Origin of the sequence: Streptomyces sp. MBT65, assembly GCF_016612545.1 — a bacterium.
Lineage (GTDB): Bacteria > Actinomycetota > Actinomycetes > Streptomycetales > Streptomycetaceae > Streptomyces.
On the sequence record NZ_JAENRY010000018.1, the window covers coordinates 21,843 to 45,991 of the forward strand.

At 69.4% G+C, this 24,149-nt stretch carries 18 protein-coding genes and 1 riboswitch; of the genes, 11 read left to right on the top strand and 7 right to left on the bottom strand.

The features are described 5' to 3' along the window. Positions 1-100: 100 nt before the first annotated feature. The 6 genes from JHN63_RS06825 to gcvT all read right to left on the bottom strand — a co-directional run bounded on the left by JHN63_RS06825 (position 101) and on the right by gcvT (position 10,039). Positions 101-4,897 carry an RICIN domain-containing protein gene (locus tag JHN63_RS06825; RefSeq protein WP_307781836.1) on the bottom strand — a complete coding sequence of 1,599 codons (4,797 nt, stop codon included), beginning with the start codon at positions 4,895-4,897 and terminating at the stop codon, positions 101-103. 370 nt (positions 4,898-5,267) lie between these two features. Further along, positions 5,268-5,522, bottom strand: a complete 255-nt coding sequence (locus JHN63_RS06830; RefSeq protein WP_200677937.1) for a hypothetical protein — start codon at positions 5,520-5,522, stop codon at positions 5,268-5,270. Between the two features lie 152 nt (positions 5,523-5,674). Continuing rightward, positions 5,675-7,042 (bottom strand): L-serine ammonia-lyase, encoded by a 1,368-nt coding sequence (locus JHN63_RS06835; RefSeq protein WP_200677939.1) that lies wholly within the window; start codon positions 7,040-7,042, stop codon positions 5,675-5,677. 111 nt (positions 7,043-7,153) lie between these two features. Continuing rightward, positions 7,154-8,413, bottom strand: a complete 1,260-nt coding sequence (glyA, locus tag JHN63_RS06840; protein WP_200677941.1) for a serine hydroxymethyltransferase — start codon at positions 8,411-8,413, stop codon at positions 7,154-7,156. A 15-nt stretch (positions 8,414-8,428) separates the two neighbouring features. Continuing rightward, positions 8,429-8,806: a glycine cleavage system protein GcvH gene (gcvH, locus tag JHN63_RS06845; protein ID WP_200677942.1), complete on the bottom strand. Its 378-nt coding sequence runs from the start codon at positions 8,804-8,806 to the stop codon at positions 8,429-8,431. A gap of 111 nt (positions 8,807-8,917) precedes the next feature. After that, a complete protein-coding gene (gcvT, locus tag JHN63_RS06850) occupies positions 8,918-10,039 on the bottom strand; it encodes a glycine cleavage system aminomethyltransferase GcvT (protein ID WP_200677943.1) in 1,122 nt (373 codons plus the stop codon). 144 nt (positions 10,040-10,183) lie between these two features. Next, a riboswitch (glycine riboswitch) is annotated at positions 10,184-10,297 on the bottom strand. Positions 10,298-10,445: 148 nt separating this feature from the next. Here gcvT and JHN63_RS06855 point away from each other — a divergent pair. From JHN63_RS06855 to JHN63_RS06900, 10 genes are all read left to right on the top strand, one after another. Then, on the top strand, positions 10,446-11,135 hold the full coding sequence (locus JHN63_RS06855) for an AAA family ATPase (RefSeq protein WP_200677992.1): 690 nt from the start codon (positions 10,446-10,448) through the stop codon (positions 11,133-11,135). 64 nt (positions 11,136-11,199) lie between these two features. Further along, positions 11,200-11,985, top strand: coding sequence for an enhanced serine sensitivity protein SseB (locus JHN63_RS06860; RefSeq protein ID WP_200677944.1), 786 nt, complete (start codon positions 11,200-11,202; stop codon positions 11,983-11,985). Positions 11,986-12,108: 123 nt separating this feature from the next. Continuing rightward, entirely contained in the window at positions 12,109-12,897 is a 789-nt protein-coding gene (locus JHN63_RS06865) for an enhanced serine sensitivity protein SseB C-terminal domain-containing protein (protein ID WP_200677945.1), read from the top strand. A 336-nt stretch (positions 12,898-13,233) separates the two neighbouring features. Beyond that, on the top strand, positions 13,234-14,241 hold the full coding sequence (locus tag JHN63_RS06870) for an ABC transporter permease (protein ID WP_200677946.1): 1,008 nt from the start codon (positions 13,234-13,236) through the stop codon (positions 14,239-14,241). Positions 14,242-14,314: 73 nt separating this feature from the next. Then, positions 14,315-16,114 (top strand): ABC transporter substrate-binding protein, encoded by a 1,800-nt coding sequence (locus JHN63_RS06875; protein WP_200677947.1) that lies wholly within the window; start codon positions 14,315-14,317, stop codon positions 16,112-16,114. Positions 16,115-16,224: 110 nt separating this feature from the next. Next, positions 16,225-17,223, top strand: coding sequence for an ABC transporter permease (locus JHN63_RS06880; RefSeq protein WP_200677948.1), 999 nt, complete (start codon positions 16,225-16,227; stop codon positions 17,221-17,223). Further along, the gene (locus tag JHN63_RS06885; protein WP_200677949.1) at positions 17,220-18,317 is read left to right on the top strand and encodes an ABC transporter ATP-binding protein; all 1,098 of its coding nucleotides are present in this window, start codon (positions 17,220-17,222) and stop codon (positions 18,315-18,317) included. Before JHN63_RS06880 ends, JHN63_RS06885 begins: the two co-directional genes overlap by 4 nt. Positions 18,318-18,340: 23 nt before the next feature. Further along, positions 18,341-19,603, top strand: coding sequence for an ABC transporter ATP-binding protein (locus tag JHN63_RS06890; RefSeq protein WP_200677951.1), 1,263 nt, complete (start codon positions 18,341-18,343; stop codon positions 19,601-19,603). Positions 19,604-19,794: 191 nt separating this feature from the next. After that, a complete protein-coding gene (locus tag JHN63_RS06895) occupies positions 19,795-21,186 on the top strand; it encodes a M1 family metallopeptidase (RefSeq protein ID WP_200677953.1) in 1,392 nt (463 codons plus the stop codon). Between the two features lie 23 nt (positions 21,187-21,209). Beyond that, the gene (locus JHN63_RS06900) at positions 21,210-21,866 is read left to right on the top strand and encodes a trimeric intracellular cation channel family protein (protein WP_200677955.1); all 657 of its coding nucleotides are present in this window, start codon (positions 21,210-21,212) and stop codon (positions 21,864-21,866) included. On the opposite strand, the gene JHN63_RS06905 is transcribed toward JHN63_RS06900, so the two are convergent. Continuing rightward, a complete protein-coding gene (locus tag JHN63_RS06905) occupies positions 21,775-23,013 on the bottom strand; it encodes an esterase family protein (protein ID WP_200677957.1) in 1,239 nt (412 codons plus the stop codon). The two genes, JHN63_RS06900 and JHN63_RS06905, sit on opposite strands and share 92 nt — an antisense overlap. A gap of 163 nt (positions 23,014-23,176) precedes the next feature. Here JHN63_RS06905 and JHN63_RS06910 point away from each other — a divergent pair, with 163 nt between their 5' ends. Further along, entirely contained in the window at positions 23,177-24,040 is an 864-nt protein-coding gene (locus JHN63_RS06910; RefSeq protein ID WP_200677959.1) for a thioesterase family protein, read from the top strand. The last annotated feature ends 109 nt before the right edge of the window (positions 24,041-24,149 follow it).

The window sequence follows — 24,149 nt, forward strand, 5'->3', positions numbered from 1 at the left end:
CGTCACGTCCGGGACGCGGCCGGCGCCCTACGACGCCGGCCGCGTCCCGTTCTTCTGCTTCTTCTACGACGCGGCGTCTTCTACGACGCGGCGCGGACCGTTACGGCGCGGCCACCGGATAGGCGCTCAGAATCTCCTTGGTCTGCGGATTGACCGCGATCTGGAGATACTTCTCGCCCCTGGTGCCGATCGTTCTTCCCATGGGGAAGACGAACCTGAAAGCGTCCGCGGGATCCTTTATCGCCTTGCTCTGCATGGCCCATGCCTCGTCCACCAGGGCGAGCACCTTGGCGGGGTCGTGCTCGATGAACACCGTGTGCGACACCTTGGAGGCGTCGGGCACCGTGTGGGCGAGCACATGGTCGATCTTGGTGCCGTACTTCTTGTCGAAACCGTAGATCAGCCCGCCGGGTGATTCGAGCTTGCCGCCGCCCAGATCCGCGAAACCGACCGGACAGAACGTGTTGTGCACGAGAACGGGCGTGGTCCCCGCCAGCACGTAGTAGGTGTGGATGTCGGCGACGCCGAGGTTGTAGGCGGAGTGGAGCCGCTGGTAGCGGTGGACGCCTACGACGGTGACGGTCCCGCCGTCGCTGCTGCGCAGCGTCTGGCCGGGCTCGAGATCGCCCGCGTCGACCCATCGGTGGGCGCTGGGCGACCAGAACGGGTGGTGCTGGGTGGCGGTGATCCGTGACCGGCCCGCGTCGATCGTGATGTCGGCGAAGTCGGTGTCGTCCGGCGTGTAGACGGTGTCGGTGACGGTGCGGCCCGCGGTCCGGCCGCTTCCGGGATCGGTGGCGAGGACCGCGTCACCGGTCCTGACGTACCTGATCTCCTTGGTCGTGCCGTCGGCCATCACCACGTGCGTGGTGCCGGGGAAGCTGTTGGGCCGGCATGCCATGCGGGCTTCCTCGTAGGCGTTCACCGAGCGCTCGATGCTCGCCAGCGCCTCCGCGTCGATGTCCAGAGCACGCAGTGCCTTCAGCGCGTCGGCGACGCCGATGCCGGTACGCATGGCGGCGTCCACGGCACGGATCGCGTCGGCGACCTTGCCGATGGGCCCGCCGAGCGGGAGCCAGGACGCGGCCCAGAAGCAGTCGCTCGCACTGCCCTCGCCGCCGCCGAAGGCCTTGTGGTAGCAGCCGGTGAAGTCACCCTTGATCGACTTGGCTATGCCCTTCCAGACGTCGACGGTCGCGTCCCAGGTGGAGATCTTGACCGTCTTGGTCTGGTCCTTGACGGTGACCGTCTTCAGGAAGTGCGTGTCGTCGGACGGGCAGCCGGCCGGGGTGGCGGGCACGTCCGGGTTCCCGCACACGTAGAAGCTGACCACCGCGTCGAAGTGCGCGATGTACACCATCGTGTCGCAGACGACGATGTCGTGGCACTCGTTGGGGAGGCGCTCGGGCTCCCCGCGCGGCCTGATCTCGTCGATGACGGAGAAGACCCCGCCGACACCGGTCCCCGAGCCGCTCTTGACGTTCTTGCTTGCCTGAGCCGCCTCCGCTTCCGTGGCGGCCTGTTGGGCTTCCTCGGAGTACTTGTCGGCGTCCTTGGCCGCCTGTTCGGCTTCGGTGGCGGCGGTGTCGGCGCGGGTGGCGGCGGCGCGGGCGTCCTTGGCGTCCTGTTCGGCCCGGGCCGCCGCGGCGCGGGCGGCCGAGGCGTCAAGTTCGGCCTGGTCGGCGGAGGCGCGGGCGTCCTTGGCGTAACCCTCCGCGTTGCCGGCCGCCTTGTCGGCGGCCGCGGCGTCGACGGTCGCCTGCTGGTCGTAGTCGATGGTGCGGGCCAGCGAGGCGGCCGCCTTGGAAGCGGCGGTGGCGGCGTCGGCCGCGTAGCCGAGGGCTTCCTTGGAGTAGGTGCGGGCGTCGGCCGCGTACTGGGCGGCGTTCGCGGCGTGCTGGTAGGCCTCCTTGCTGTCGCCCTGTGCCTGGTCGGCGAGGTTCTTGGCGGCCTGGGCCTCGACCGCGGCGTTGGCGGCGTGCGCCTGGGCGACGGCCTGCTGCTGCTCCGCGATCGACTTCGACGCCTGTCCGGTCAGGACGACCAGGCCGGCTGCGGAGTCGGTGTCGACGTAAGGAGAGCCGAGTTGGACGGCGTCGTTGGCGGGGGCCGCGACCTGTTCGGCCGACTTGGCGGCATCGACAGCCGCCTGGGCGGTGACATGGGCGAAGCCGACGGCCTTGGCCGCCGCGGCGATGGCCTTCACGGCCTCCGCGTTGGCGGCGAGGGCCTGGCTCTTCGCGTCCTTTGCGTGCTGTTCGGCCTCGTCGGCGAGTGTGACCGCGGCCTTGGCCTCGGCGGCGGCGTCCTGGGACGCCTTGATGGCGTCGGCGACCGCGGCCGTCGCGGTCTTCACCGCGGCGTCGGCCTTGAGCTTGTCGGCCTGGGCGGCGTCGGAGGCGGCGCGTGCGCGCTTGGCGGCCGCCTCGGCCCGGGTGGCGGCGGCGTCCGCGGCGGCTGCGGCCTCGGTGGCGGCACGGGCCTCGGAACTGGCGTTGTCCGCTGCTGTCTCGGCGTCGCCGGCGGCCTTGTCCGCCTCGTTCGCCGCCGCGCGGGCGTCCTCCGCGGCGGAACCGGAGCTGATCTTGTCGGCGTAGGCGTCCTTGGCGTCGGCCTTCGCCCGCTTGGCGTTGGCCTCCTGCCGCGCGTCCCAGGCGTCGTCACGCATGGCCTTGGCGTGGTCCCTGGACTTGACCGCGTCGTCCCGTTTGCCCTGGGCGGTCTTCTCGGCGGACTCGGCCCGGCCCTTGGCGTCACCGGCCTTGGTCGCCTCGGCCTCGGCGTTCTTCCTGTGCTCAGCGGCCTCGGCCTGCTCGGCGGCGGCCGTCTCCTTCTCGGCCTTGGCCGTCTTCTCCTCGGCCTCCGCGGTGAGCCGCTTGGCATGGGCGTCGGCGGCGGCCGCCTTCGCGTCTCCTTCGGCCGCGAGTGCCACCGTGAGCTTGGCCTCCGCGGTCTCCTTGTCCTTCTTCGCGTTGTCCCGGTGCACCTTGGCCGCGTCCGCGGCCGCCTTGGCCTGGAACTCGGCCGTCTTCGCGGCCTCCTTGCGGAACTCCGCCTTGGCCTGCGCGGCCTGCGCCAGCGCACGCTGCGCGATGGTCGCACTGTCCCCGGCGGCGGCCCGGGTGGCGGCCTCGGCCGTCTCACCGGCCTTCACCAACGCCGTCAGAGCCGCGACCGTGCCCTTGGTCACCTGTGCTTTCTGCTGGCCCACCAGCAGACCCCGGCCCCTCGGCGCACCGTTGGCGTCGGCAGTGCTGTACGCGGTCTGCAACGCGGCGTCCGAAGCGGTCGCGGACTTCTGCGCGGCGGCCAACTGCGCCTTGAGCACGGCCAGTTGGGTCTTCGCGCCGGTCTGGGCGGCGGTCACCCCGGTCTTCGCCTGGGTGAACTGCGCCTTGTCCGGGTAGCCCAGCCGGGTGTCGCCGGTGTGCCCCTTGGGCACGATGCGCAGCTTCTGCGAGGCCGAGCTGTTGCAGGTCAGCAGCGAGGAGTTCTTGCTGTTGTCGAACGAGGGCAGGTTCAGGCACTTGTCCGTCGCGGCGTTACGGAACACGCCCGCCGCCCGCACATCGAAGTCCCACTGCTGCGCCTTGCTGCCGTTGCAGGTATAGATCTGGATCTTCGTACCGTCGGCGTTCTTGCCGCCGGCCACCTCCAGGCACTTCTGCGACTTGGTGTTCACCAGGGCGTAGCCGTCGGCGTACGAGCCCTGGAACCGCCACTCCTGCGCCGGGCCGCCGCCGCAGGTGTAGACCTGGATCGCGGTGCCGTTGGCCGTGGCGCCGCCCTCCACGTCCAGGCACTTGCCCGTGGCGCCGGGGATCTCGATGCTCAGCGGGGCGTCGCCGATGTAGCCGATACCGCCCGCGGACCAGTAGTCCTGCCAGCGGGTGGCGTGGTCGGCGATCCAGGAGTGCCCGAGCATCTCACCCAGGGCCTTGGTGCCCTTGGTCAGTGCGTCGACCGCCGCCTTGTTGGCGTCGAGGATCTGGTTGCGCTGCGTGGTCTGGGAGACGATCTCCTGCTGCCACTCACCGGCCGCGGTGGACGTGATGTCGTCCAGCACACCGTTCGGATCCAGCGGATCACGCCAGCCGCACGCGGCGAAGCGGGACTTCACGTCCTCCACCGCGATCCGGTACTCGGGCGTGCCCGGCTGCGGTGCGGTGCGCGGGAAGCCGCCCGAGGCCAGGAAGATCCGCGCGTCGTCCGCACCCGGGTTCGCACCGGGACCGCCGTGCATCCACTCGAACGCGGCGTGCTCGGCCAGCGCCTGGTTGAACTCATCCCTGGTCCTGCCCACCGAGCTGGGGTCCTGCCCGTACCGGGGGGTGCCCACCTGGTCGACGGTCGCGAGGGTCTTCTCGTCGGCCGCCGGGGTCTCGTCGTCGTAGAAGTCGGAGTCCGTCTTCCAGTACCGGTCGGAGATCCAGGACGTCAGACCGGTCTGTTCGTAGAACGACTGCTGCCCGTCGTTACTGGTGCCCGGTGGCCAGTGGAACCCGGTCTCGGTGAACCCGTCCGGCGTCGCCAGACCGGCCAGCGGCTTCTTCCAGGACGCCTGGAGCGCGGACAGCGCAGCGCTTTCCTTGCTCGCGGCGGTCTTGTCCGCCTCGTATGCGACGGCCAGCGGCGTCTTCTCCCAGTTCTTCCGGTCGGCCGCGACACGCAGCTTCTCCGGAGTCTGGTTCAGGCCGTCCTGCGCGGTCGCCGCCATCGACGTGCCGCCCAGCCGCAGCACGTCGGCCATCAGACACTGGTCCTGCCGCAACTGCTCGCCGGTCGTGTCCTCGTACCAGGGATAGGAGTCACTCGCCGGCTCGGACCGCGCCGGCGCCGCCCCGGGCTGGACCGCCAGCCCGGCCAGTACCGCCAGCGCCACGGCAGAGGTGGTCACCAACCCTGAACTGCGCGATCTGGCCAGGCCGGATCGTGGTGTGGAACGCAAAGAAGCATCCTTGTCTTCGTCAAGGGGGATGCGTGCCGGGAGAGCATCGAAGAACAGCTGGAGAGCAGCCCAGAAGCCGTACGAACACGCACGGCGGCATGACGAAGCGAATCTTCCCCGTGAACGACGGTGTTCCCCCGGTCGCTGATAGATGTGCGCAGACACGGGCTGGTCAGGCCTGGTCATGCGCCGACATCATATGAACACGTAATGTCCACGTAAAGTCCCCGCCTGGATGTCAAGCCGGCCGGCCGCGGACATCCGAGCTGGTCAATGCCCGGATCCGAACGAACGCAATGACCCAGCTCCCGCGGCCGTTTCATGACCGTGCGAGGGTCGCCGCATTCCCTGTGCGGGTGGTGGCGTCGCCGCGGAGTAGTACGTCGTCGAAGGCGGTGACCTGCTGGCCGACGTCAACGAAGCGATCCGGGTGGCCGGTAGGGGCGGGTCCGTGCCGGAACGAGCGGCCGAGGACGTCGATGTCGCGGGCCGTCCGGCGCGCGCCGAACCGGGCGGGGCTGCGCAGGTCGTTGCAGACGTGGCCGGAGGTGGTGTCACGCCTGGGGTCGGCCATCAGGCGAGCACCGCCGCAACTGCGGGGCGGATGACGGAGCGAGCATCCAACTCGCGTGCGACGTCGTGGAGTTGCGGACGTCACGGCGCCATGAGCAGGGACGACCCTGTCAGTGCTGAAAGACGACAACGCCCTGCTCAGCCCCCACCCCCTCAACACTCGATGATGTTCACCGCAAGCCCACCCCGAGCCGTCTCCTTGTACTTCACGCTCATGTCCGCCCCCGTCTCCTTCATCGTCTTGATGACCTTGTCGAGGGACACCTTGTGCGACCCGTCCCCCCGCATCGCCATCCGCGCGGCGGTCACCGCCTTCACCGCCGCCATCCCGTTGCGTTCGATGCAGGGGATCTGGACGAGGCCGCCGACGGGGTCGCACGTGAGGCCGAGGTTGTGTTCCATGCCGATCTCGGCCGCGTTCTCGACCTGTTCGGGGCTGCCGCCGAGGACCTCGGCCAGCGCGCCCGCCGCCATGGAGCACGCGGAGCCGACCTCGCCCTGGCAGCCGACCTCGGCGCCGGAGATGGAGGCGTTCTCCTTGAAGAGCATGCCGATGGCGCCGGCGGCCAGCATGAAGCGGACGACGCCCTCCTCGTCGGCGCCGGGCACGAAGTTGATGTAGTAGTGCAGGACGGCCGGGATGATGCCCGCCGCGCCGTTCGTGGGGGCGGTGACGACCCGGCCGCCCGCCGCGTTCTCCTCGTTCACCGCCATCGCGTAGAGCGTGATCCACTCCATCGCGTGCGCCAACGGGTCGCCCTCCGCGCGGAGTTGGCGTGCCGACATGGCGGCCCTGCGGCGGACCCGGAGGCCGCCGGGCAGGATGCCCTCGCGGGACATGCCCCGCGAGACGCACGCCCGCATCACACCCCAGATCTCCAGCAGCCCGGTTCGGATCTCCTCCTCCGTACGCCAGGCGCGCTCGTTCTCCAGCATCAGCGCGGAGATCGACAGACCCGTCTCCTGGGTGAGGCGCAGCAGCTCGTCGCCGGTGCGGAAGGGGTACTTGAGGACCGTGTCGTCCAGCTTGATGCGGTCCGCGCCGACCGCTTCCTCGTCGACGACGAAACCGCCGCCCACCGAGTAGTACGTCTTCGACAACAGCTCGGCGCCCGCCGCGTCGTACGCCCACAGCGTCATGCCGTTCGCGTGGTACGGCAGCGTCTTACGGCGGTGCAGCTTCAGGTCGTTGTCGAAGGAGAACGGGATCTCGTGCTCGCCGAGGAGGCGGATGCGCCCCAACTCCTTGATCCGCTCCACCCGTTCGTCGGCCCCCTCCACGTCCACCGTGCGCGGCGACTGGCCCTCCAGGCCCAGCAGCACCGCTTTCGGGGTGCCGTGCCCGTGGCCGGTCGCGCCGAGCGAGCCGTACAGCTCGGTGCGGACGGCGGCGACGGAGTCCAGCAGCTCCTCGTTGCGCAGCCGGCGCGCGAACATACGGGCCGCCCGCATCGGGCCGACCGTGTGGGAGCTGGACGGGCCGATGCCGATCGAGAACAGGTCGAAGACCGAGATGGCCACGGTGACTCCTCAGAACGCAAGACGTGCGGGGTGGTGCAAGGGGAGGGACACCGCGCACACCTCCCAGTGTGCGCGGCGCCCCCGGTGGCCGACTACGGCCGGACGGGCCGACTACAGCCCGGGGTACAGCGGGTACTTCTCCGCCAGCGCCGTGACCCGGGCCTTCAGACCCGCCACGTCGTACGACGGCTTGAGCGTCTCGGCGATCACGTCCGCCACCTCGGCGAAGTCCTCGGCCGAGAAGCCGCGGGTCGCCAGCGCCGGCGTCCCGATGCGCAGGCCCGACGTCACCATCGGGGGCCGCGGGTCGTTCGGGACGGCGTTCCGGTTGACCGTGATGCCGACCTCGTGGAGCCGGTCCTCGGCCTGCTGACCGTCCAGCTCGGAGTTCCGCAGGTCGACCAGGACCAGGTGCACGTCCGTACCGCCCGACAGGACGTCGACCCCTACGGCCTTCACGTCGTCCCGCACCAGGCGCTCGGCCAGCAGCCGCGCCCCCTCCACGGTACGCCGCTGCCGCTCCTTGAAGTCCTCGCTGGCGGCGACCTTGAAGGAGACCGCCTTCGCGGCGATCACGTGCTCCAGCGGACCGCCCTGGAAGCCGGGGAAGACCGAGGAGTTCAGCTTCTTCGCGAACTCCTTCTTCGCCAGGATGATGCCGCCGCGCGGGCCGCCCAGCGTCTTGTGGGTCGTGGACGTGACGACGTCCGCGTACGGGACCGGGTTCGGGTGGAGGCCGGCCGCCACCAGCCCCGCGAAGTGCGCCATGTCGACCCACAGATACGCCTCGACCTCGTCCGCGATCCGGCGGAACTCGGCGAAGTCCAGCTGGCGCGGGTACGCCGACCAGCCCGCGATGATGACCTTCGGGCGGTGCTCCTTGGCGAGCTTCTCGACCTCGGCCATGTCGACCAGGCCGGTCTGCGCGTCCACGTGGTACGCGACCACGTCGAACTGCTTCCCGGAGAAGTTCAGCCGCATCCCGTGGGTCAGGTGACCGCCGTGCGCCAGGTCCAGCCCGAGGATCGTGTCGCCGGGCCGGGCCAGCGCGAACAGCGCGGCCTGGTTCGCCGAGGCGCCCGAGTGGGGCTGCACATTGGCGTACTCGGCGCCGAACAGCTCCTTGACCCGGTCGATCGCGATCTGCTCGGCGACATCGACGTGCTCGCAGCCGCCGTAGTAACGACGGCCCGGGTACCCCTCCGCGTACTTGTTGGTGAGGACCGAGCCCTGCGCCTCCATGACCGCGACCGGAGCGAAGTTCTCCGAGGCGATCATCTCCAGCGTGGACTGCTGCCGGCGCAGCTCGGCGTCGACCGCGGCGGCGATGTCCGGGTCGAGCTCGTGCAGGGGCGTGTTCAGAACAGACATCAGGTGTACGACTCCTCAGCCGGCGGAAAACGCGGTGTACTCGTCGGCGGAGAGCAGGTCGGCCGGCTCCTCCGCGACACGCACCTTGAACAGCCAGCCCCCTTCGAAGGGCGCCGAGTTCACCAGCGACGGGTCGTTCACCACATCCTCGTTGATCTCGGTGATCTCGCCGCCGACGGGCGAGTACAGGTCGGACACCGACTTCGTCGACTCCAGCTCACCGCAGGACTCGCCCGCGGTCACCGTGGAGCCCACCTCGGGGAGCTGGGCGTAGACGACATCGCCGAGCGCGTTGGCCGCGAACTCGGTGATGCCGACCGTCGAGACGCCGTCCTCGGCGACCGACAGCCACTCGTGCTCCTTGCTGTAGCGCAGCTGCTGGGGGTTGCTCATGGCCTGAATTCTCCTGTACGCGGGGGAGTGCTGATGAATGGGGGACTACGGAGGACATCGGCGGGCAGGGTCGATCCGCCCCGGGTCACAGACGTGACGCTACGACGACTGTCACTTCTCGCGCTTGTAGAACGGCAGCGCCACGACCACGTAGGGCTCGTGACTGCCCCGGATGTCCACGCCGACACCGGCCGTGCCCGGCGCCGCGTGCGCGGCGTCGACGTAGGCCATGGCGATGGGCTTTCCCAGCGTGGGGGAGGGGGCGCCGGAGGTGACCTCGCCGATCACCTGTCCGTCGGCGACGACGGGGTACCCGGCGCGCGGGACCCGGCGGCCCTCGGCGACCAGTCCGACCAGGACGCGCGGGGGCTGCGAGGCGGCGCGCTCGGCGGCCGCCTCCAGGGCCGTACGCCCGACGAAGTCGCCGTCCTTCTCGAACTTCACGACCCGGCCGAGCCCGGCGTCGAACGGGGTGAGGGAGGTGGACAACTCGTGGCCGTACAGCGGCATCCCGGCCTCCAGGCGCAGGGTGTCGCGGCAGGACAGGCCGCACGGGATCAGTCCGGCCGAGGCGCCGGCCTCGGTCAGGGCCAGCCACAGCTTCTCTGCGTCGGCGGGGGAGACGAACAGTTCGAAGCCGTCCTCGCCGGTGTAGCCGGTGCGGGCGATCAGCGCGGGGACGCCCGCGACCGTGCCGGGCAGGCCGGCGTAGTACTTCAGGCCGTCGAGGTCGGCGTCGGTGAGGGACCTGAGGACGGCGGCGGACTCGGGGCCCTGCACGGCGAGCAGCGCGTACGCGTCCCGGTCGTCGCGGACGACCGCGTCGAAGCCGGCGGCCCGCTCCACCAGCGAGTCCAGGACAATCTGCGCGTTGGACGCGTTGGCCACCACCATGTATTCGGTGTCGGCCAGCCGGTAGACGATCAGGTCGTCGAGGATCCCGCCGTCGGCCCGGCAGATCATGGTGTAGCGGGCCCGGCCGACGCCCACGGAGGCGATGTTGCCGACGAGCGCGTAGTCGAGGAGACGGGCCGCGTCCGGTCCCGTCACCGTGATCTCGCCCATGTGGGAGAGGTCGAAGAGGCCGGCCCTCGTGCGGACGGCGAGGTGCTCGTCGCGCTCCGAGCCGTAGCGCAACGGCATGTCCCAGCCGGCGAAGTCGGTCATCGTCGCACCGAGCGAGCGGTGCAGCGCGTCGAGCGCGGTACGACGGGGGGCGGCGGTACTGCTCATCGGTCGGTCTCCCAAGGCATGACGGCGAGGTCGTTCCTCCCCATCTGTCATCGGGACCTGAGAGGTTCGCCATGACCGCGCGCGGGCCATGGGTTGCACCTTGGGTGGGACCACCGGGACGGGCGGTCCGCTTTTCAGATGTGCCTCGCCCGCGCGGTAACGGGGCCTGAGAGATTCAAGGGAGGGACTTGCTCCTTCGGCGCCCCAGATGCCCTACGACCGATGTCGTACGACTGGGGACTCTCCCGCGCGGATTCAAGCGGCCGGTATGCAGTTGGCGGGCACATCATCGCACAGGCTTTGTAACAGGCCTGTGGCCGGAAGCGAACGGAACCGCGAGACACCGTGCATTACCTTCTCTTTACGTTCAGTGGGGAGAACCTTTCCTGACCCCGCAGGGAGGACGATCACGGTGACAAGGACCACGGTGTACGCCACGACCTCGGCCGTAGCGCTGCCGAAGCAGCCCTCGGCCCCGGCCAGGGAGGCATGCCCGGCCCGCCCGGTACCGACCGTCCGCGACCTCCGCGAGCGCGCCGGCCACAGCCCGCACGGACTCCGCTTCGGCCCCCGCGACCTCGTCGTGGTCACCGGCCTGCCCGGCAGCGGCAAGTCCACGCTGATGCGCCGCGCGGTGACCGGCGACGGCGTCCGCGTCGACAGCCAGGACACCCGGGACCGCTGGGACGCCCGCATGTCCCGCACGGCGAAGGGCCTCCCGTACGCGGTCTACCGCCCCCTGGTCCGCCTCGCGCACTACGCGGGACTGCACCGCGCGCTGCGCTCCACGTCCGGCGCCGTCGTGCACGACTGCGGTACGCAGACCTGGGTGCGCGGCTGGCTGGCCCGCGCCGCCGAGCGCCGGGGCGGCGCGCTGCACCTGGTGTTCCTCGACGTCAGCCCGGACACCGCGCTCGGCGGCCAGCGCGAGCGAGGGCGCGGGGTCTCGCGGTACGCGTTCCTGCGCCACCGCAGGGCCGCCGCCCGGCTGCTGCGCTCGGTGGAGCGCGGTGACCTGCCCCGGGGCGTGCACTCGGCGGTCCTCCTGGACCGGGACGCGGCGGACGTGCTGCGCCGGATCGACTTCGGGGACTGAGCCGCTAGCCTTTTCAGCCACAGCAGGGTTACAGCAGGCGGTTTCACCAGCAGGCGGTAGGTAGATGGACTTCCCGGCGGACTTCCCCGGTCAGGCGTACCCCCACCCGCATCCGCACGGCGGATGGCCGGGCAACGAGCTGGAGGAGGTGCTCTCGGTGTCCCTCGGCCTGCCCTCGGCCGGCGGCCGGATCGTCGAGGTGCTCGGCCGCAGCTTCGTCTGGGTCCCGCTCCCCAGCGGCGGCGGCCCGCGGAGCGGCCCCCTCGACCTGCCGACGCTGGACATCGAGGGGCAGGCGTACGTCCCGGTGTTCAGCTCCGAGGAGCAGTTCCGGCAGGTCGTCGGCTCGCATCTGTCGTTCACGATCGCGCCCGCGGTGGAGTTCGCGCGCGGGCTGCCCCCGCAGGTCGGCATGGCGGTGAACCCGGGCGGCACGGTCGGTGTCCCCCTCCCGCCGCTCGCCGTGGCCGAGCTGTGCCGCATCGGCCGCACCGCCCTCGACGGCCCCACCAGCGGCGGCCGGGTCCGCCTCTTCGAACCCGACTGGCAGGACGACCCGGTCGACTTCCTCGCCGCGGCCTCGGCGGAGTTCGCGAACACCGGAGTCGTCAGCACGGCCCGCCGCTGCCTCGCCGCCATCGAGACGGCCGACCCCGTGATGTTCGTGGGCGTCGAACTCACCAACTGGGACGGCGACTTGAGAGCGGCCCCGATGGACGCCCTGTCCCGGGCCCTCACCACGACCCAGGTCAACTGGCCGGTCAACCTGGTCCTGCTGGACGTGACCCAGGACCCGGTGGCGGACTGGATGCGCCAGACAGTGCGCCCCTTCTATACACAGGGTCACTAGAAGGTCCGGGCCGGCCACGAGCGACCCGCACTCGCGAACGCACCCCGGGCCCCCACCCCTTGGGCGCTTAAGCTGTTTCCAGAACCGCGACAACGCAGGGCACCTACCAGAAGGAGCGGACACGTGAGCGCCAGCGGCACCGCGACCGGCCAGGTCGAGCACATGCTGCGCCAGGTGACGCCCGGGCGCTACGACGCCTACGAGGCACTCCTCCGCGCCCTCGCGACCCCGCACTCCGGCCAGATCTGGATGCTCCTGTGGCACGGCCAGTCCGGCTCCCCGGACGCCCAGTACGGAAACATGCAGGTCGACAAGTACGGCTACGCCCCCTGCGTCACCTCCGCCCAGGAACTCTCGGCGAGCGGCTGGAACCGCTCCTACGAGGTGGTCGACGGCCTGGACGTGGCCCGCACCCTGTATCCCGACCACTTCGGTCTCTGGCTCAACCCGCACGCCCCCGGCGGCGGCGTCGGCATCCCCTGGCTCGACCTGCGCCGGATCGCCACCGGCCTGGAGCGCCAGCCCGCCGGACCCCTGCGGCTGTCGGAGCCGGGCATCGAGATCCCGCAGTTCTACGCCCTGCTCACGCAGAACGCCCACCGCACCCCCGCGGTCCGCTCGCTGCGCCGCGCCTGGGTGCAGCCCGCGCTCGGGGCGCCGTATCTCGCGATCGGTCTGGACGTCTACGACACCGGCCCGGCGGCCGTGGACTCGGTGCGCGGCATGATGCAGCAGTCGATCGGCGCGGTCCCCGACGGGCTGCCGGTCTCGACCGTGGCGATGTCCGACGAGTACGACCCGGTGGCCCTCTGGCTGCGGGCGAACGCCCGCCCGTTCTACGACCGCGAGGCCCACGCGGCGCCCGCCCAGGCGGGCGGGTACGGATACCCACCCGTCCGTGGTGGATACTGACCCGGCGAGTCCTCTTCTCCGCTTCTCCGCAGGATTTACGTCTACGACACATTTCTTCGCGCGTAGATAGCGGTGAGATGCCCAAAATGGCGTCGAATTGGCTTTGTGTCCCAAGTGTCTTGCGTCCGGGGTGCGTTACCCACTGTCCGTATAACGGAACCCTCCAGGCTGCATCACGTTTGCGCATCCATTCGCCGTCAACCCTGGCAGCAGATCACCAAAGCGTTGAAGACTCCCGCACCAGGGGCCGTTCGCCCCGATGTACGACGGACTGATCACGCCGCCACAGCGGCAAGTGTGGGCCGGCTACCGCCGGTTGAGAGGGGTCCCTGCCAGATGACGGCACCATTGCACGAGCCGACTGCGGATACGGCCCCGAGCGCGGCCGAGGAAGCGGCGGCAGTGAGCGCCGAGGCGAAGGCGGTCCAGGGGCGTTCCCTGGGCCGGATCGCCTGGGAACGGCTCAAGCGGGACAAGCTCGCCCTGACGGGCGGCATCGTCGTGCTCGTCCTCATCCTGCTCGCCCTGCTCGCGCCGGTCATCACCCACCTGCTCGGGCAGGACCCCGACGCGTACAACGAGAACCTGATCGACCCGCTGTTCGGCACCCCCAAGGGGTCGCTGGGCGGCATCAGCGGCGATCACCTGCTGGGTGTCGAGCCGGTCAACGGCCGCGACATCTTCGCCCGCATCCTCTACGGCGCCCGCGTCTCGCTCCTGGTGGGCTTCCTGTCCGCCATGGTCGCCGTCGTCCTCGGCACCGTCCTGGGCATCCTGGCCGGCTTCTTCGGCGGCTGGATCGACTCGTTGGTGAGCCGCGTGATGGACGGCCTGCTGGCCTTCCCGCAGCTGCTGTTCACGATCGCCCTGGTCTCCGTCATGCCGAACGACCTGCTGGGCCTGTCCGGGTCCAACGTGCGCGTGTTCGTGATGATCCTGGTCATCGGGTTCTTCGGCTGGCCCTACATCGGGCGGGTGGTGCGCGGGCAGACGCTCTCGATGCGTGAGCGCGAGTACGTCGAGGCCGCCCGCTCGCTGGGCGCCGGGCGGTTCTACATCCTGTTCAAGGAACTGCTGCCCAACCTGGTCGCGCCCATCATCGTGTACACGACCATGATGATCCCGACGAACATCCTCACCGAGGCCGCGCTCAGCTTCCTCGGCGTGGGCGTCAAGCCGCCCACCGCGTCCTGGGGACAGATGCTGTCGAGCGCCATCGACTACTACGAGTCAGACCCCATGTACATGGTGGTCCCGGGTGTGGCGATCTTCATCACCGTCCTGGCCTTCAACCTTTTCGGCGACGGCGTGCGCGACGCGCTCGACCCGAAGGCGTCCCGCTGAACATCCGTACCACCCCCATCTGTCCCGTGGCACCAACACGGGGTCTCTCATCTAGTCCGGAGGATCCGAGATCGTGACAACCCAACGCACTCCAGGGCGGCGCAAGAAGGCATTCGCCGCCGCTGCTGCGGTCGCCGCACTGCTGACCACGGCGGCGTGCGGCGGCGGTGGCAGCGACGACAACAGCGGTTCGAAGACCGGTGCCGCCGGCTTCGACGCCGCGAACAACAAGGTCGCCCAGGCCTCGCTGGTCAAGAAGGGCGGCACGCTGCGCTTCGGTGGTGCCCAGGACGCCGACTCGTGGGACACCACGCGTGGTTACTACGGCTTCATGTGGGACTTCGCGCGCTACTACAGCCGTCAGCTGGTCACGGGCAAGACGGAGCCGGGCAAGGCCGGCGCCGAGCTCACCCCGGACCTCGCCACCGGTCTCGCCAAGGTCACCGACGGCGGCAAGACCTACACGTACACCCTGCGTGACGGCATCACGTGGGAGGACGGCAAGGCGATCACGTCCAAGGACGTGAAGTACGGCATCGAGCGCGTGTGGGCGCAGGACGTGCTGTCCGGCGGTCCGACGTACCTGAAGGACTTCCTCGACCCCAAGGGCGAGTACAAGGGTCCCTACAAGGACACGACCAAGGACAAGCTCGGCCTGAAGTCGATCACCACGCCGGACGACAAGACGATCGTCTTCCACCTCCCCGAGGCCAACTCGGACTTCCAGGAGGTGCTGGGTCTGGTCTCGGCCTCCCCGGTCCGCCAGGACATGGACACCAAGTCCAAGTACGGCCTGAAGCCGTTCTCCTCCGGCCCGTACAAGTTCGAGTCGTACAGCCCCGGCAAGAGCCTGACGCTGGTGCGCAACACGAACTGGAAGCAGTCCTCGGACCCGGTCCGCAAGGCGTACCCGGACAAGATCACCGTCCAGTTCTTCTCGGACGCCAACCAGCTCGACCAGCGCCTGCTCAACGGCGACATCGACCTGGACATCAACCAGACCGGCATGTCCCCGCAGGGCCGCACCACCGCCCTGAAGGAGCACAAGGCCAACCTGGACAACCCGGTCTCGGGTTACATCCGCTACGCGACCTTCCCGACGAGCGTGGCGCCGTTCGACAACGTCGAGTGCCGCAAGGCCGTCATCCTCGGCGCGGACCACGTCTCGCTGCAGACCGCGCGCGGTGGCCCGGTCGCCGGTGGTGACATCGGCACCAACATGCTCCCGCCGTCCGTCCCGGGCGCCGAGGGCCAGAAGTACGACCCGTACAAGCTCGCGGGCGCGAACAAGAACGGCAACATCGCCGAGGCCAAGGCGGCCCTGAAGGCGTGCGGCAAGCCGAACGGCTTCTCCACCACCATCGCGGTGCGCAACAACAAGCCGGTCGAGGTCGCCACGGCCCAGTCGCTCCAGGCGTCGCTGAAGAAGATCGGCATCAACGCGCAGATCGACCAGTTCGACGGTTCGCAGACCAGCGGCATCATCGGCAGCCCTTCGAACGTGAAGAAGAAGGGCTACGGCATCATCATCATGGGCTGGGGCGCCGACTTCCCGACCGTCCAGGGCTTCGGTCTGCCGCTGTGGGACAGCAAGTACATCCTGCCCAGCGGTAACAACAACTTCGCCCTGATCAAGGACAAGACCATCGACGGTCTGTTCGACAAGTTCGTCACCACGCTGGACGAGTCGGGCAAGACCCAGATCTCGACCGAGATCAACCACAAGGTCATGGAGGGCGCGTACTACCTGCCCTTCGTCTTCGAGAAGTTCATCAACTGGCGTGGCGACAACCTCGCGAACGTCTACACGACGGACAACTACAGCGGTACGTACGACTTCGTCAATCTCGGCCTGAAGAACCCGAAGAAGTAAACCGGCACACCCGCCGTACGGCACGAAAGGCAGGTGAAGGCCGGCGCGGCGTGGTCGCGGGCCACCGGACAACCTCCGGTGGCCCGCGACCCCGCGGCGGGCCGTAAGCTGTGCTCGCTTATCTCATCAGGCGGCTGTTCGCCGCCGCAGTGATGCTCGTGGTCATCGTCATGGTGGTCTTCGGCATCTTCTTCCTCGTCCCCAAGTGGGCGGGCGTGGACATCGCCGCGAGTTTCGTGGGCAAGCAGGCCGACCCGGCATCCGTCGAGGCCGTACGGGAGAAGCTGGGCCTGAGCGACCCGATCTACTCCCAGGTCTGGGAGTTCTTCAAGGGCATCTTCGCCGGCCGCACCTACTCCGGCGGCGGTGACGTCACGCACTGCGCCGCACCCTGTTTCGGCTACTCCTTCCGCAGCGAGCAGGCCGTCTGGCCGGTGCTCACCGACCGCTTCCCGGTGACCCTGGGTCTCGCGCTCGGTGCCGCCGTGCTGTGGCTGGTCTTCGGTGTCGCGGCGGGTGTGCTCTCCGCGCTCAAGCGGGGCACCATCTGGGACCGCGGCGCGATGGTCGTCGCCCTCTCCGGTGTCTCCCTCCCCATCTACTTCACCGGCATGCTCAGCCTGGCGATCTTCACCTACGGGCTGCACTGGCTGGACGCCCAGTACGTGCCGCTCAGTCAGAGCGTCGGCGGCTATTTCGGCGGCATGATCCTTCCCTGGATCACCCTCGCCTTCCTGTACGCGGCGATGTACGCCCGGATCACCCGCGCCACCATGCTGGAGATCCTCGGTGAGGACTACATCCGCACCGCCCGCGCGAAGGGCCTGACCGAACCGGTCGTCATCGGCAAGCACGCCATGCGCTCCACATTGACCCCGATCCTGACCATGCTCGGCATGGACCTCGGCGCCCTCATCGGCGGCGCCATCCTGACGGAGTCGACGTTCAACCTGCCCGGCCTCGGCCGCGCGGTCCTCGACGCCATCAAGAACCAGGACCTGCCCATCATCCTGGGCGTCACCCTGATCACTTCTCTCGCGGTGCTTCTCGCCAACCTCGTGGTGGACATCCTGTACGCCGTGATCGACCCCCGAGTGAGGCTCTCATGACGGAACTCAGCAAGAGCGGGGCAGCGGTGGGCGAACCCACGTCCGCCTCGCCCGCGCCCTCGGCCTTCCTCGAAGTGCGCGACCTCAAGGTGCACTTCCCGACCGACGACGGTCTGGTCAAGTCCGTCGACGGGCTCAGCTTCGCGCTGGAGAAGGGCAAGACCCTCGGCATCGTGGGCGAGTCCGGCTCCGGCAAGTCGGTGACCTCGCTCGGCATCATGGGCCTGCACACCGCCGGCCAGTACGGCAAGCGCAAGGCGCAGATCTCCGGCGAGATCTGGCTGGACGGCACCGAGCTGCTCTCCGCCGACCCCGACCACGTGCGCAAGCTGCGCGGCCGGCAGATGGCGATGATCTTCCAGGACCCGCTCTCCGCGCTGCACCCGTACTTCACGATCGGCCAGCAGATCGTGGAGGCGTACCGGATCCACCACGACGTCGACAAGAAGACCGCCAAGCGCCGCGCGGTCGAGATGCTCGACCGGGTGGGCATCCCGCAGCCCGACAAGCGCGTGGACAGCTACCCGCACGAGTTCTCCGGCGGTATGCGCCAGCGCGCGATGATCGCGATGTCGCTGGTCAACAACCCCGAGCTGCTGATCGCGGACGAGCCGACGACCGCCCTGGACGTGACCGTCCAGGCGCAGATCCTCGACCTCATCCGCGATCTCCAGAAGGAGTTCGGCTCCGCGGTCATCGTCATCACCCACGACCTGGGCGTCGTCGCCGAACTGGCCGACGACATCCTGGTGATGTACGGCGGCCGGTGCGTCGAGCGCGGTCCGGCCGAGGACGTGTTCTACCAGCCCCGGCACCCCTACACCTGGGGCCTGTTGGGCTCGATGCCCCGGCTCGACCGCGAGCAGCAGGAGCGGCTGATCCCGGTCAAGGGCTCCCCGCCCTCGCTGATCAACATCCCGTCCGGCTGTGCCTTCAACCCGCGGTGCCCCTACGCGGACCTCCCGAAGGACAACCTGACCCGCACGGTCCGCCCCGAGCTGGCCGAGGTCGGCAGCCGCCACTGGGCGGCCTGCCACCTGGACGCGGAGCAGCGGGAGCGTATCTGGACCGAAGAGATTGCGCCGAAGCTGTGAGCGAGAAACCCAAGGACACAGCAGTGAGCATTCCTGTGCAGAGCGAAGGCAGCGTGGCCACCAAGGGCGGTGTCGCCCCCGGCGAGACCCTGCTGAAGGTGACCGGGCTGCAGAAGCACTTCCCGATCAGGAAGGGACTGCTGCAACGGCAGGTCGGCGCCGTGCACGCGGTCGACGGCCTCGACTTCGAGGTCAAGGCCGGCGAGACGCTGGGCGTCGTGGGCGAGTCGGGCTGCGGCAAGTCGACGATGGGCCGGCTGATCACCCGGCTGCTGGAGCCGACCGGCGGCACCGTCGAGTTCCAGGGCAAGGACATCACGCACCTCGGGGTGGGCGGCATGCGTCCGCTGCGCCGGGACATGCAGATGATCTTCCAGGACCCGTACTCGTCGCTGAACCCGCGCCACACCATCGGCACGATCGTCGGCGCTCCCTTCAAGCTCCAGGGCGTCAACCCCGAGGGCGGGGTCAAGAAGGAGGTGCAGCGGCTGCTGGAGGTGGTCGGGCTCAACCCCGAGCACTACAACCGCTACCCGCACGAGTTCTCCGGCGGTCAGCGCCAGCGCATCGGCATCGCCCGCGCGCTCGCCCTGAACCCGAAGCTGGTCGTGGCCGACGAGCCGGTGTCCGCGCTCGACGTGTCGATCCAGGCGCAGGTGGTCAACCTGCTGGACGACCTCCAGCAGGAGCTCGGCCTGACGTACGTGATCATCGCGCACGACCTCTCGGTGGTCCGGCACGTCTCGGACCGTATCGCCGTGATGTACCTCGGCAAGATCGTCGAACTCGCCGACCGCGAGCTGCTGTACAAGGCGCCGATGCACCCGTACACCAAGGCGCTGATGTCGGCGGTGCCGATCCCGGACCCGCGGCGGAAGAACGCGAAGAGCGACCGCATCCTGCTCACGGGCGATGTGCCCTCGCCGATCTCGCCGCCCAGTGGCTGCCGTTTCCACACCCGCTGCTGGAAGGCGACCCAGATCTGCACGACGACCGAGCCGCCGCTTCTTCAGCTGCAGCCCGGCCAGCAGGTCGCCTGCCACCACCCGGAGAACTTCGCGGACCAGGCGCCGCAGGACACGGTCCTGCTGTCGGCCGCGAAGGAGGCCGAGAAGCTGGTCGGCGACGCGGTGCTGGAGGAGTCGGCGGAGACGTCGGTGGCGGTGGCGGCCACGCTCGCCGAGGCGGCGGCCGAACCGGCCGCCGAACCCGCGGAGGCCACCGAGCCCGAGGCCGTCGAGCCGGAAGCCACCGAGCCGGAAGCCTCGACCGGCGAAGAGAAGTAGACGCAACCGGCCGTCCGTACGCCCCCGTTGACCGATCCAGGTCACCGGGGGCGTTCGCATGCCGGGGTCGGTCACGGTCAACTACCCTGTGACGCATGACAAGTTGGTAAAGTCATGTACATGACATGCGAGGTGAGGGCAGAGTCCTGCGTGTCCGACTGATCGGAAACACGCACCGAAGGGACGACTTCATGGCACTCTCCCGTTCGGCACGTCTGGGGGCCCTCGCGACCGCGGCGGCCTCTTTTCTTGTCATCGCCGCTTCCCCCGCCCCCACCCCCGGCGCCGACGGCATCGGTGACCCCTACTTCCCGCAACTGGGCAACGGCGGCTTCGACGCCCGCCACTACACCCTCGACGTCGCCTACAACCCCGACACCGACCGCCTGGATGGGCGTACGACCCTCACGGCCCGCGCCACCCAGAACCTCTCCTCCTTCGACCTGGACCTCCAGAAGCTGGAGGTCACCAAGGTCCAAGTGAACGGAAGACGGGCCCAGTTCACCCGCACCGGCGACGAACTGCGCATCACCCCACGGGACTTCCTCCGCAAAGGCAGGGACTTCACGGTCACCGTCACCTACGGCGGGGTACCCGAACCCCTCAACGGACCCATCGTGTTCGGCTCCGACTACGGCTGGATGAAGACCGCCGACGGAGTCTTCGTCGCCTGCGAACCCAACGCCGCCTCGACCTGGTTCCCGTCCAGCGACCACCCCTCCGACAAGGCCACCTACGACATCCGTATCAAGGCCCCCAAGGGCCTCACCGGAGTCTCCAACGGCCGGCTCGTCTCGACGTACGACAAGGGCGACTCGACGTACACCCACTGGCGGGAGTCGAAGCCGATGGCGACCTATCTCGCCACCGCCACCATCGGGAAGTTCGACGTGAAGACGGGCACGACGCCCGGCGGCACCCCGATCTACGTCGCCATCGACCCCGTCCTCGCCAACAGCAACAGCGTCGACGTGTACGCCGTGACGGCCGCCGCCACCGACTACTGGTCGCAGGTCTTCGGGCCGTACCCCTTCGAGGAGACCGGCGCGATCGTCGACGACATGCCGGAGGCCGGGTTCTCGCTGGAGGTGCAGTCCAAGCCCGCCTACTCGGCCGTGCGCAGCGAGTCGACGATCGTGCACGAGCTGGCGCACCAGTGGTTCGGCGACTCCGTGTCGGTCGCGCACTGGAAGGACATCTGGCTCAACGAGGGCTTCGCGACCTACGCCCAGTGGCTGTGGGCCGAGCACCAGGGCACCCGCAGCGCGCACGACTCGTTCCTGGCCGGCTACAACGCCCGCCCCGCCGAGAGCAGCTTCTGGCAGACCGTCGTGGCGGACCCGCAGCGCGACACGATGTTCGCCTCCGCGGTCTACCAGCGCGGCGCGATGACCCTCCAGATGCTCCGCGAACGCATCGGCGACACCGCGTTCTTCAAGCTGCTGCCCGCCTGGACGAAACTCCACCGCTACGGCAACGGCGACACGGCCGGCTTCATCAGGCTCGCCGAGAAGATCAGCGGCCAACAGCTCGACGACCTGTTCCGGACCTGGCTCTACACGACGGGCAAGCCCACCCTCTGACGACCCACGCGTAACAATGCGGTGTGCTTCAGCAACTGTTCAGTCCCTCCGTCCAGCACACGCTCGACCTCGTCGGCATCTTCGTGTTCGCCATCTCCGGCGCGCTGCTGGCCGTCCGCAAGAACTTCGACGTGTTCGGCATCGCCGTGCTCGCCGAGGTCACCGCGCTGGGCGGAGGGATCTTCCGGGACGTGATCATCGGGGCGGTGCCCCCGGCCGCCTTCACGGACCTGGGGTACTTCATCACCCCGCTCTTCGCCGCGCTCCTCGTCTTCTTCCTCCATCCGCACGTGGAGCGCATCCAGGCCGGCGTCAACGTCTTCGACGCGGCGGGCCTCGGCCTGTTCTGCGTCTCGGGCACGGTGAAGGCGTACGACTACGGGCTCAGCCTCACCTCCTCCGCCGCCCTGGGTCTGGCCACCGCCGTCGGCGGCGGTGTGCTGCGGGACGTCCTCGCCAACGAGACCCCGTCCCTGCTGCGCTGGGACCGCGACCTGTACGCGGTCCCGGCGATCGTCGGCGCCACCATCTCCGTCCTGTGCATCCACTACGACGCGCTGACCCCCCTCACCAGTGGGCTCGCGATCGTCACCGCTTTCGTGCTGCGCCTGCTCGCGATGCGGTTCCACTGGCGAGCTCCGCGTGCGTGGAACCGGCGTTCGACCGTCCGTGAGGAGTAGTGGTCCCGGTCTTGGCGTGCGGATGGTTCTTGCCCATCTCCAGCGTCAGCCAGCGGAACACGGCCTTCACCTGCGGCCGCCACAGCGCCATCGTGTGACCGCCGTCGCTGCGCGGCAGGAACACCACGTGCACGGTCGTCGGCGCCTCCGCGACCGATGCCAGGGCGGTGCCCGCCTCGTAGCCGTCGCCGGACTCGCCCGAGATGTACAGCGCGATTGGGGGCGGGGTCTTCTTCGCCTTCAGCAGCAGGTACGGGTTGTTCTCGGCGCGCAGCGTCGGGCCGGCCGCAGCGAGTGAATTGCGTTCGGCGATCGGGTCGTTGTAGCCGGACATGCCCACGGCCGCGCGATAGCGGTCCGGGTGGGCCACCGCCAGCTTGACCGCGCAGTGCGCGCCGGCCGAGTAACCGGCCACCGCCCAGCCCGAAGGCGCGGGCTCGGCGCGGAAGTTGTCCATGACCATCTTCGGAACGTCGACGCTCAGCCAGGTGTCGGCGTTGACCGTGCCGGTGATGTTGGCGCAGCCGGTGTCGACGCCGGCCAGCAGGTTGGTGCGCGGCGCGACCAGGATGAAGGGCGCGACCCGGCCGCTCTTCATCAGCGGCAGCAGTTGCGCGTTGGCGTGCAGCGACCCGAACCAGGCCTTCGCCGAGCCGGGGTAGCCCGGCAGCAGTTCCACCACCGGGAACTTGTGGTGGCGGTAGGCGGGCTCCTTGTACTGCGGCGGCAGCCAGACGTAGACCTCGGCGTTGACGCCCGACACCTGGCCCTTGAGCTGGGTGACCTCCACCCCGCCGGCCGCGCGCATGCCGGGACCCTCGGCGGGGGAGAAGGCCTGCTTCACCTTGGGCAGCCGGTTCAGCGAGATGTTGCCGGTGCCGTTCTTGCCGAGATTCGCGGCCTGCTGGACGTGGTTGCCGGTGCCGAGGAGGTCGGCCCAGTTGTCGTAGAGGTTGTTCTGGTTGTTGACCATGACGAAGACCAGGGTGACGGCCGTGGCCTGTGCGAACAGCAGCATCACGGCCCGTGCCGCCACGCGTACGGCCTTGGGGCCGCGCATCCGCGACCACAGCACGAGCGGCAGTATGAGGGCGACGATCGTCAGCACGACGGCGGTGTAGAGGAACGGAGTCCCGGTGAGGCTCATGTCCCCAAAGAGGGGGATCACCGGCCGCGGGTCACGGACGAGAACGGACACTTACCAAGAAATTGCCGGTTCCTCACCCGAGTGGCCGATGGTTTGCCGGTGTTTTCATATGCCCGCAACAGCAAAGCTACCGCTTAGTAATCACCTGTTGTACGGTTCATCCATGCGAGAAGCAGCATCCGCGCCGGCGCCCGTGCGGGCCACGATCGGCGACAGCGAGTTCGACCGCGACACGGCGGTCACCCGTCGCGCCCCGGGCGTCTACGACATCGACCTCTCGGCCGGCTGGACGATCATCAACGCGGTCAACGGCGGCTACCTCCTGTCCGTCCTGGGGCGAGCCCTGGCGGACGCGCTCCCGCACCCCGACCCGTTCACGATCTCCGCGCACTACCTCACGGCGTCCCAACCGGGCCCGGCGGTCATCCGCACGGACACGATCCGCACCGGCCGCACCCTCTCCACGGGCCAGGCGTCCCTCTTCCAGTACGACGAGGAGGGCGCGGAGGTCGAACGCATCCGCGTCCTGGCCTCCTACGGCGACCTGGACGCGCTCCCGGACGACGTCCGTACGACGGCCCGCCCTCCGGTGTTCCCGCCCCTGGACCAGTGCTTCGGCCCGGAGGACGGTCCCGCCCCCGTCGACGGCAGCTCGGCCATCACCGACCGCCTGATGCTCAAGCTGGACCCGTCCACCCTCGGCTGGGCCCTGGGCGCCCCCTCCGGCAAGGGCGAGATGCGCTCCTGGTTCGGCCTCGCGGACGGCCGCGACGCGGACCCGCTCTCCCTCCTCCTGGCGGTGGACGCGCTCCCCCCGACGGCCTTCGAGATCGGCTTGAAGGGCTGGGTCCCCACGGTGGAACTCACCGTCCACGTCCGGGCCCGCCCGGCCCCGGGCCCCCTGCGCGTCTCCATCACCACCCGCAACCTGGCCGGCGGCTTCCTGGAGGAGGACGCGGAGGTCTGGGACAGCACGGACCGACTGGTCGCCCAGTCACGGCAGTTGGCGCGGGCGAGACTGACCTGAGGGGGGCGACTCCGGGCGGGGTCGGTGAGCTGCGGGGCCGCGTTCGGGCCGAGGTAGTCGCCGGGGCGATCGACGGTGCGCCCCGGCCACCCGCTCGGCCCGCGCCGGG

Excerpts from the sequence above, each read along its gene's own strand:
- JHN63_RS06830 (WP_200677937.1), bottom strand. The coding sequence starts at position 5,522 with ATGGCCGACCCCAGGCGTGACACCACCTCCGGCCACGTCTGCAACGAC.
- glyA (WP_200677941.1), bottom strand. The coding sequence starts at position 8,413 with ATGTCTGTTCTGAACACGCCCCTGCACGAGCTCGACCCGGACATCGCC.
- gcvH (WP_200677942.1), bottom strand. The coding sequence starts at position 8,806 with ATGAGCAACCCCCAGCAGCTGCGCTACAGCAAGGAGCACGAGTGGCTG.
- gcvT (WP_200677943.1), bottom strand. The coding sequence starts at position 10,039 with ATGAGCAGTACCGCCGCCCCCCGTCGTACCGCGCTCGACGCGCTGCAC.
- JHN63_RS06860 (WP_200677944.1), top strand. The coding sequence starts at position 11,200 with ATGGACTTCCCGGCGGACTTCCCCGGTCAGGCGTACCCCCACCCGCAT.
- JHN63_RS06870 (WP_200677946.1), top strand. The coding sequence starts at position 13,234 with ATGACGGCACCATTGCACGAGCCGACTGCGGATACGGCCCCGAGCGCG.
- JHN63_RS06885 (WP_200677949.1), top strand. The coding sequence starts at position 17,220 with ATGACGGAACTCAGCAAGAGCGGGGCAGCGGTGGGCGAACCCACGTCC.
- JHN63_RS06895 (WP_200677953.1), top strand. The coding sequence starts at position 19,795 with ATGGCACTCTCCCGTTCGGCACGTCTGGGGGCCCTCGCGACCGCGGCG.
- JHN63_RS06905 (WP_200677957.1), bottom strand. The coding sequence starts at position 23,013 with ATGAGCCTCACCGGGACTCCGTTCCTCTACACCGCCGTCGTGCTGACG.
- JHN63_RS06910 (WP_200677959.1), top strand. The coding sequence starts at position 23,177 with ATGCGAGAAGCAGCATCCGCGCCGGCGCCCGTGCGGGCCACGATCGGC.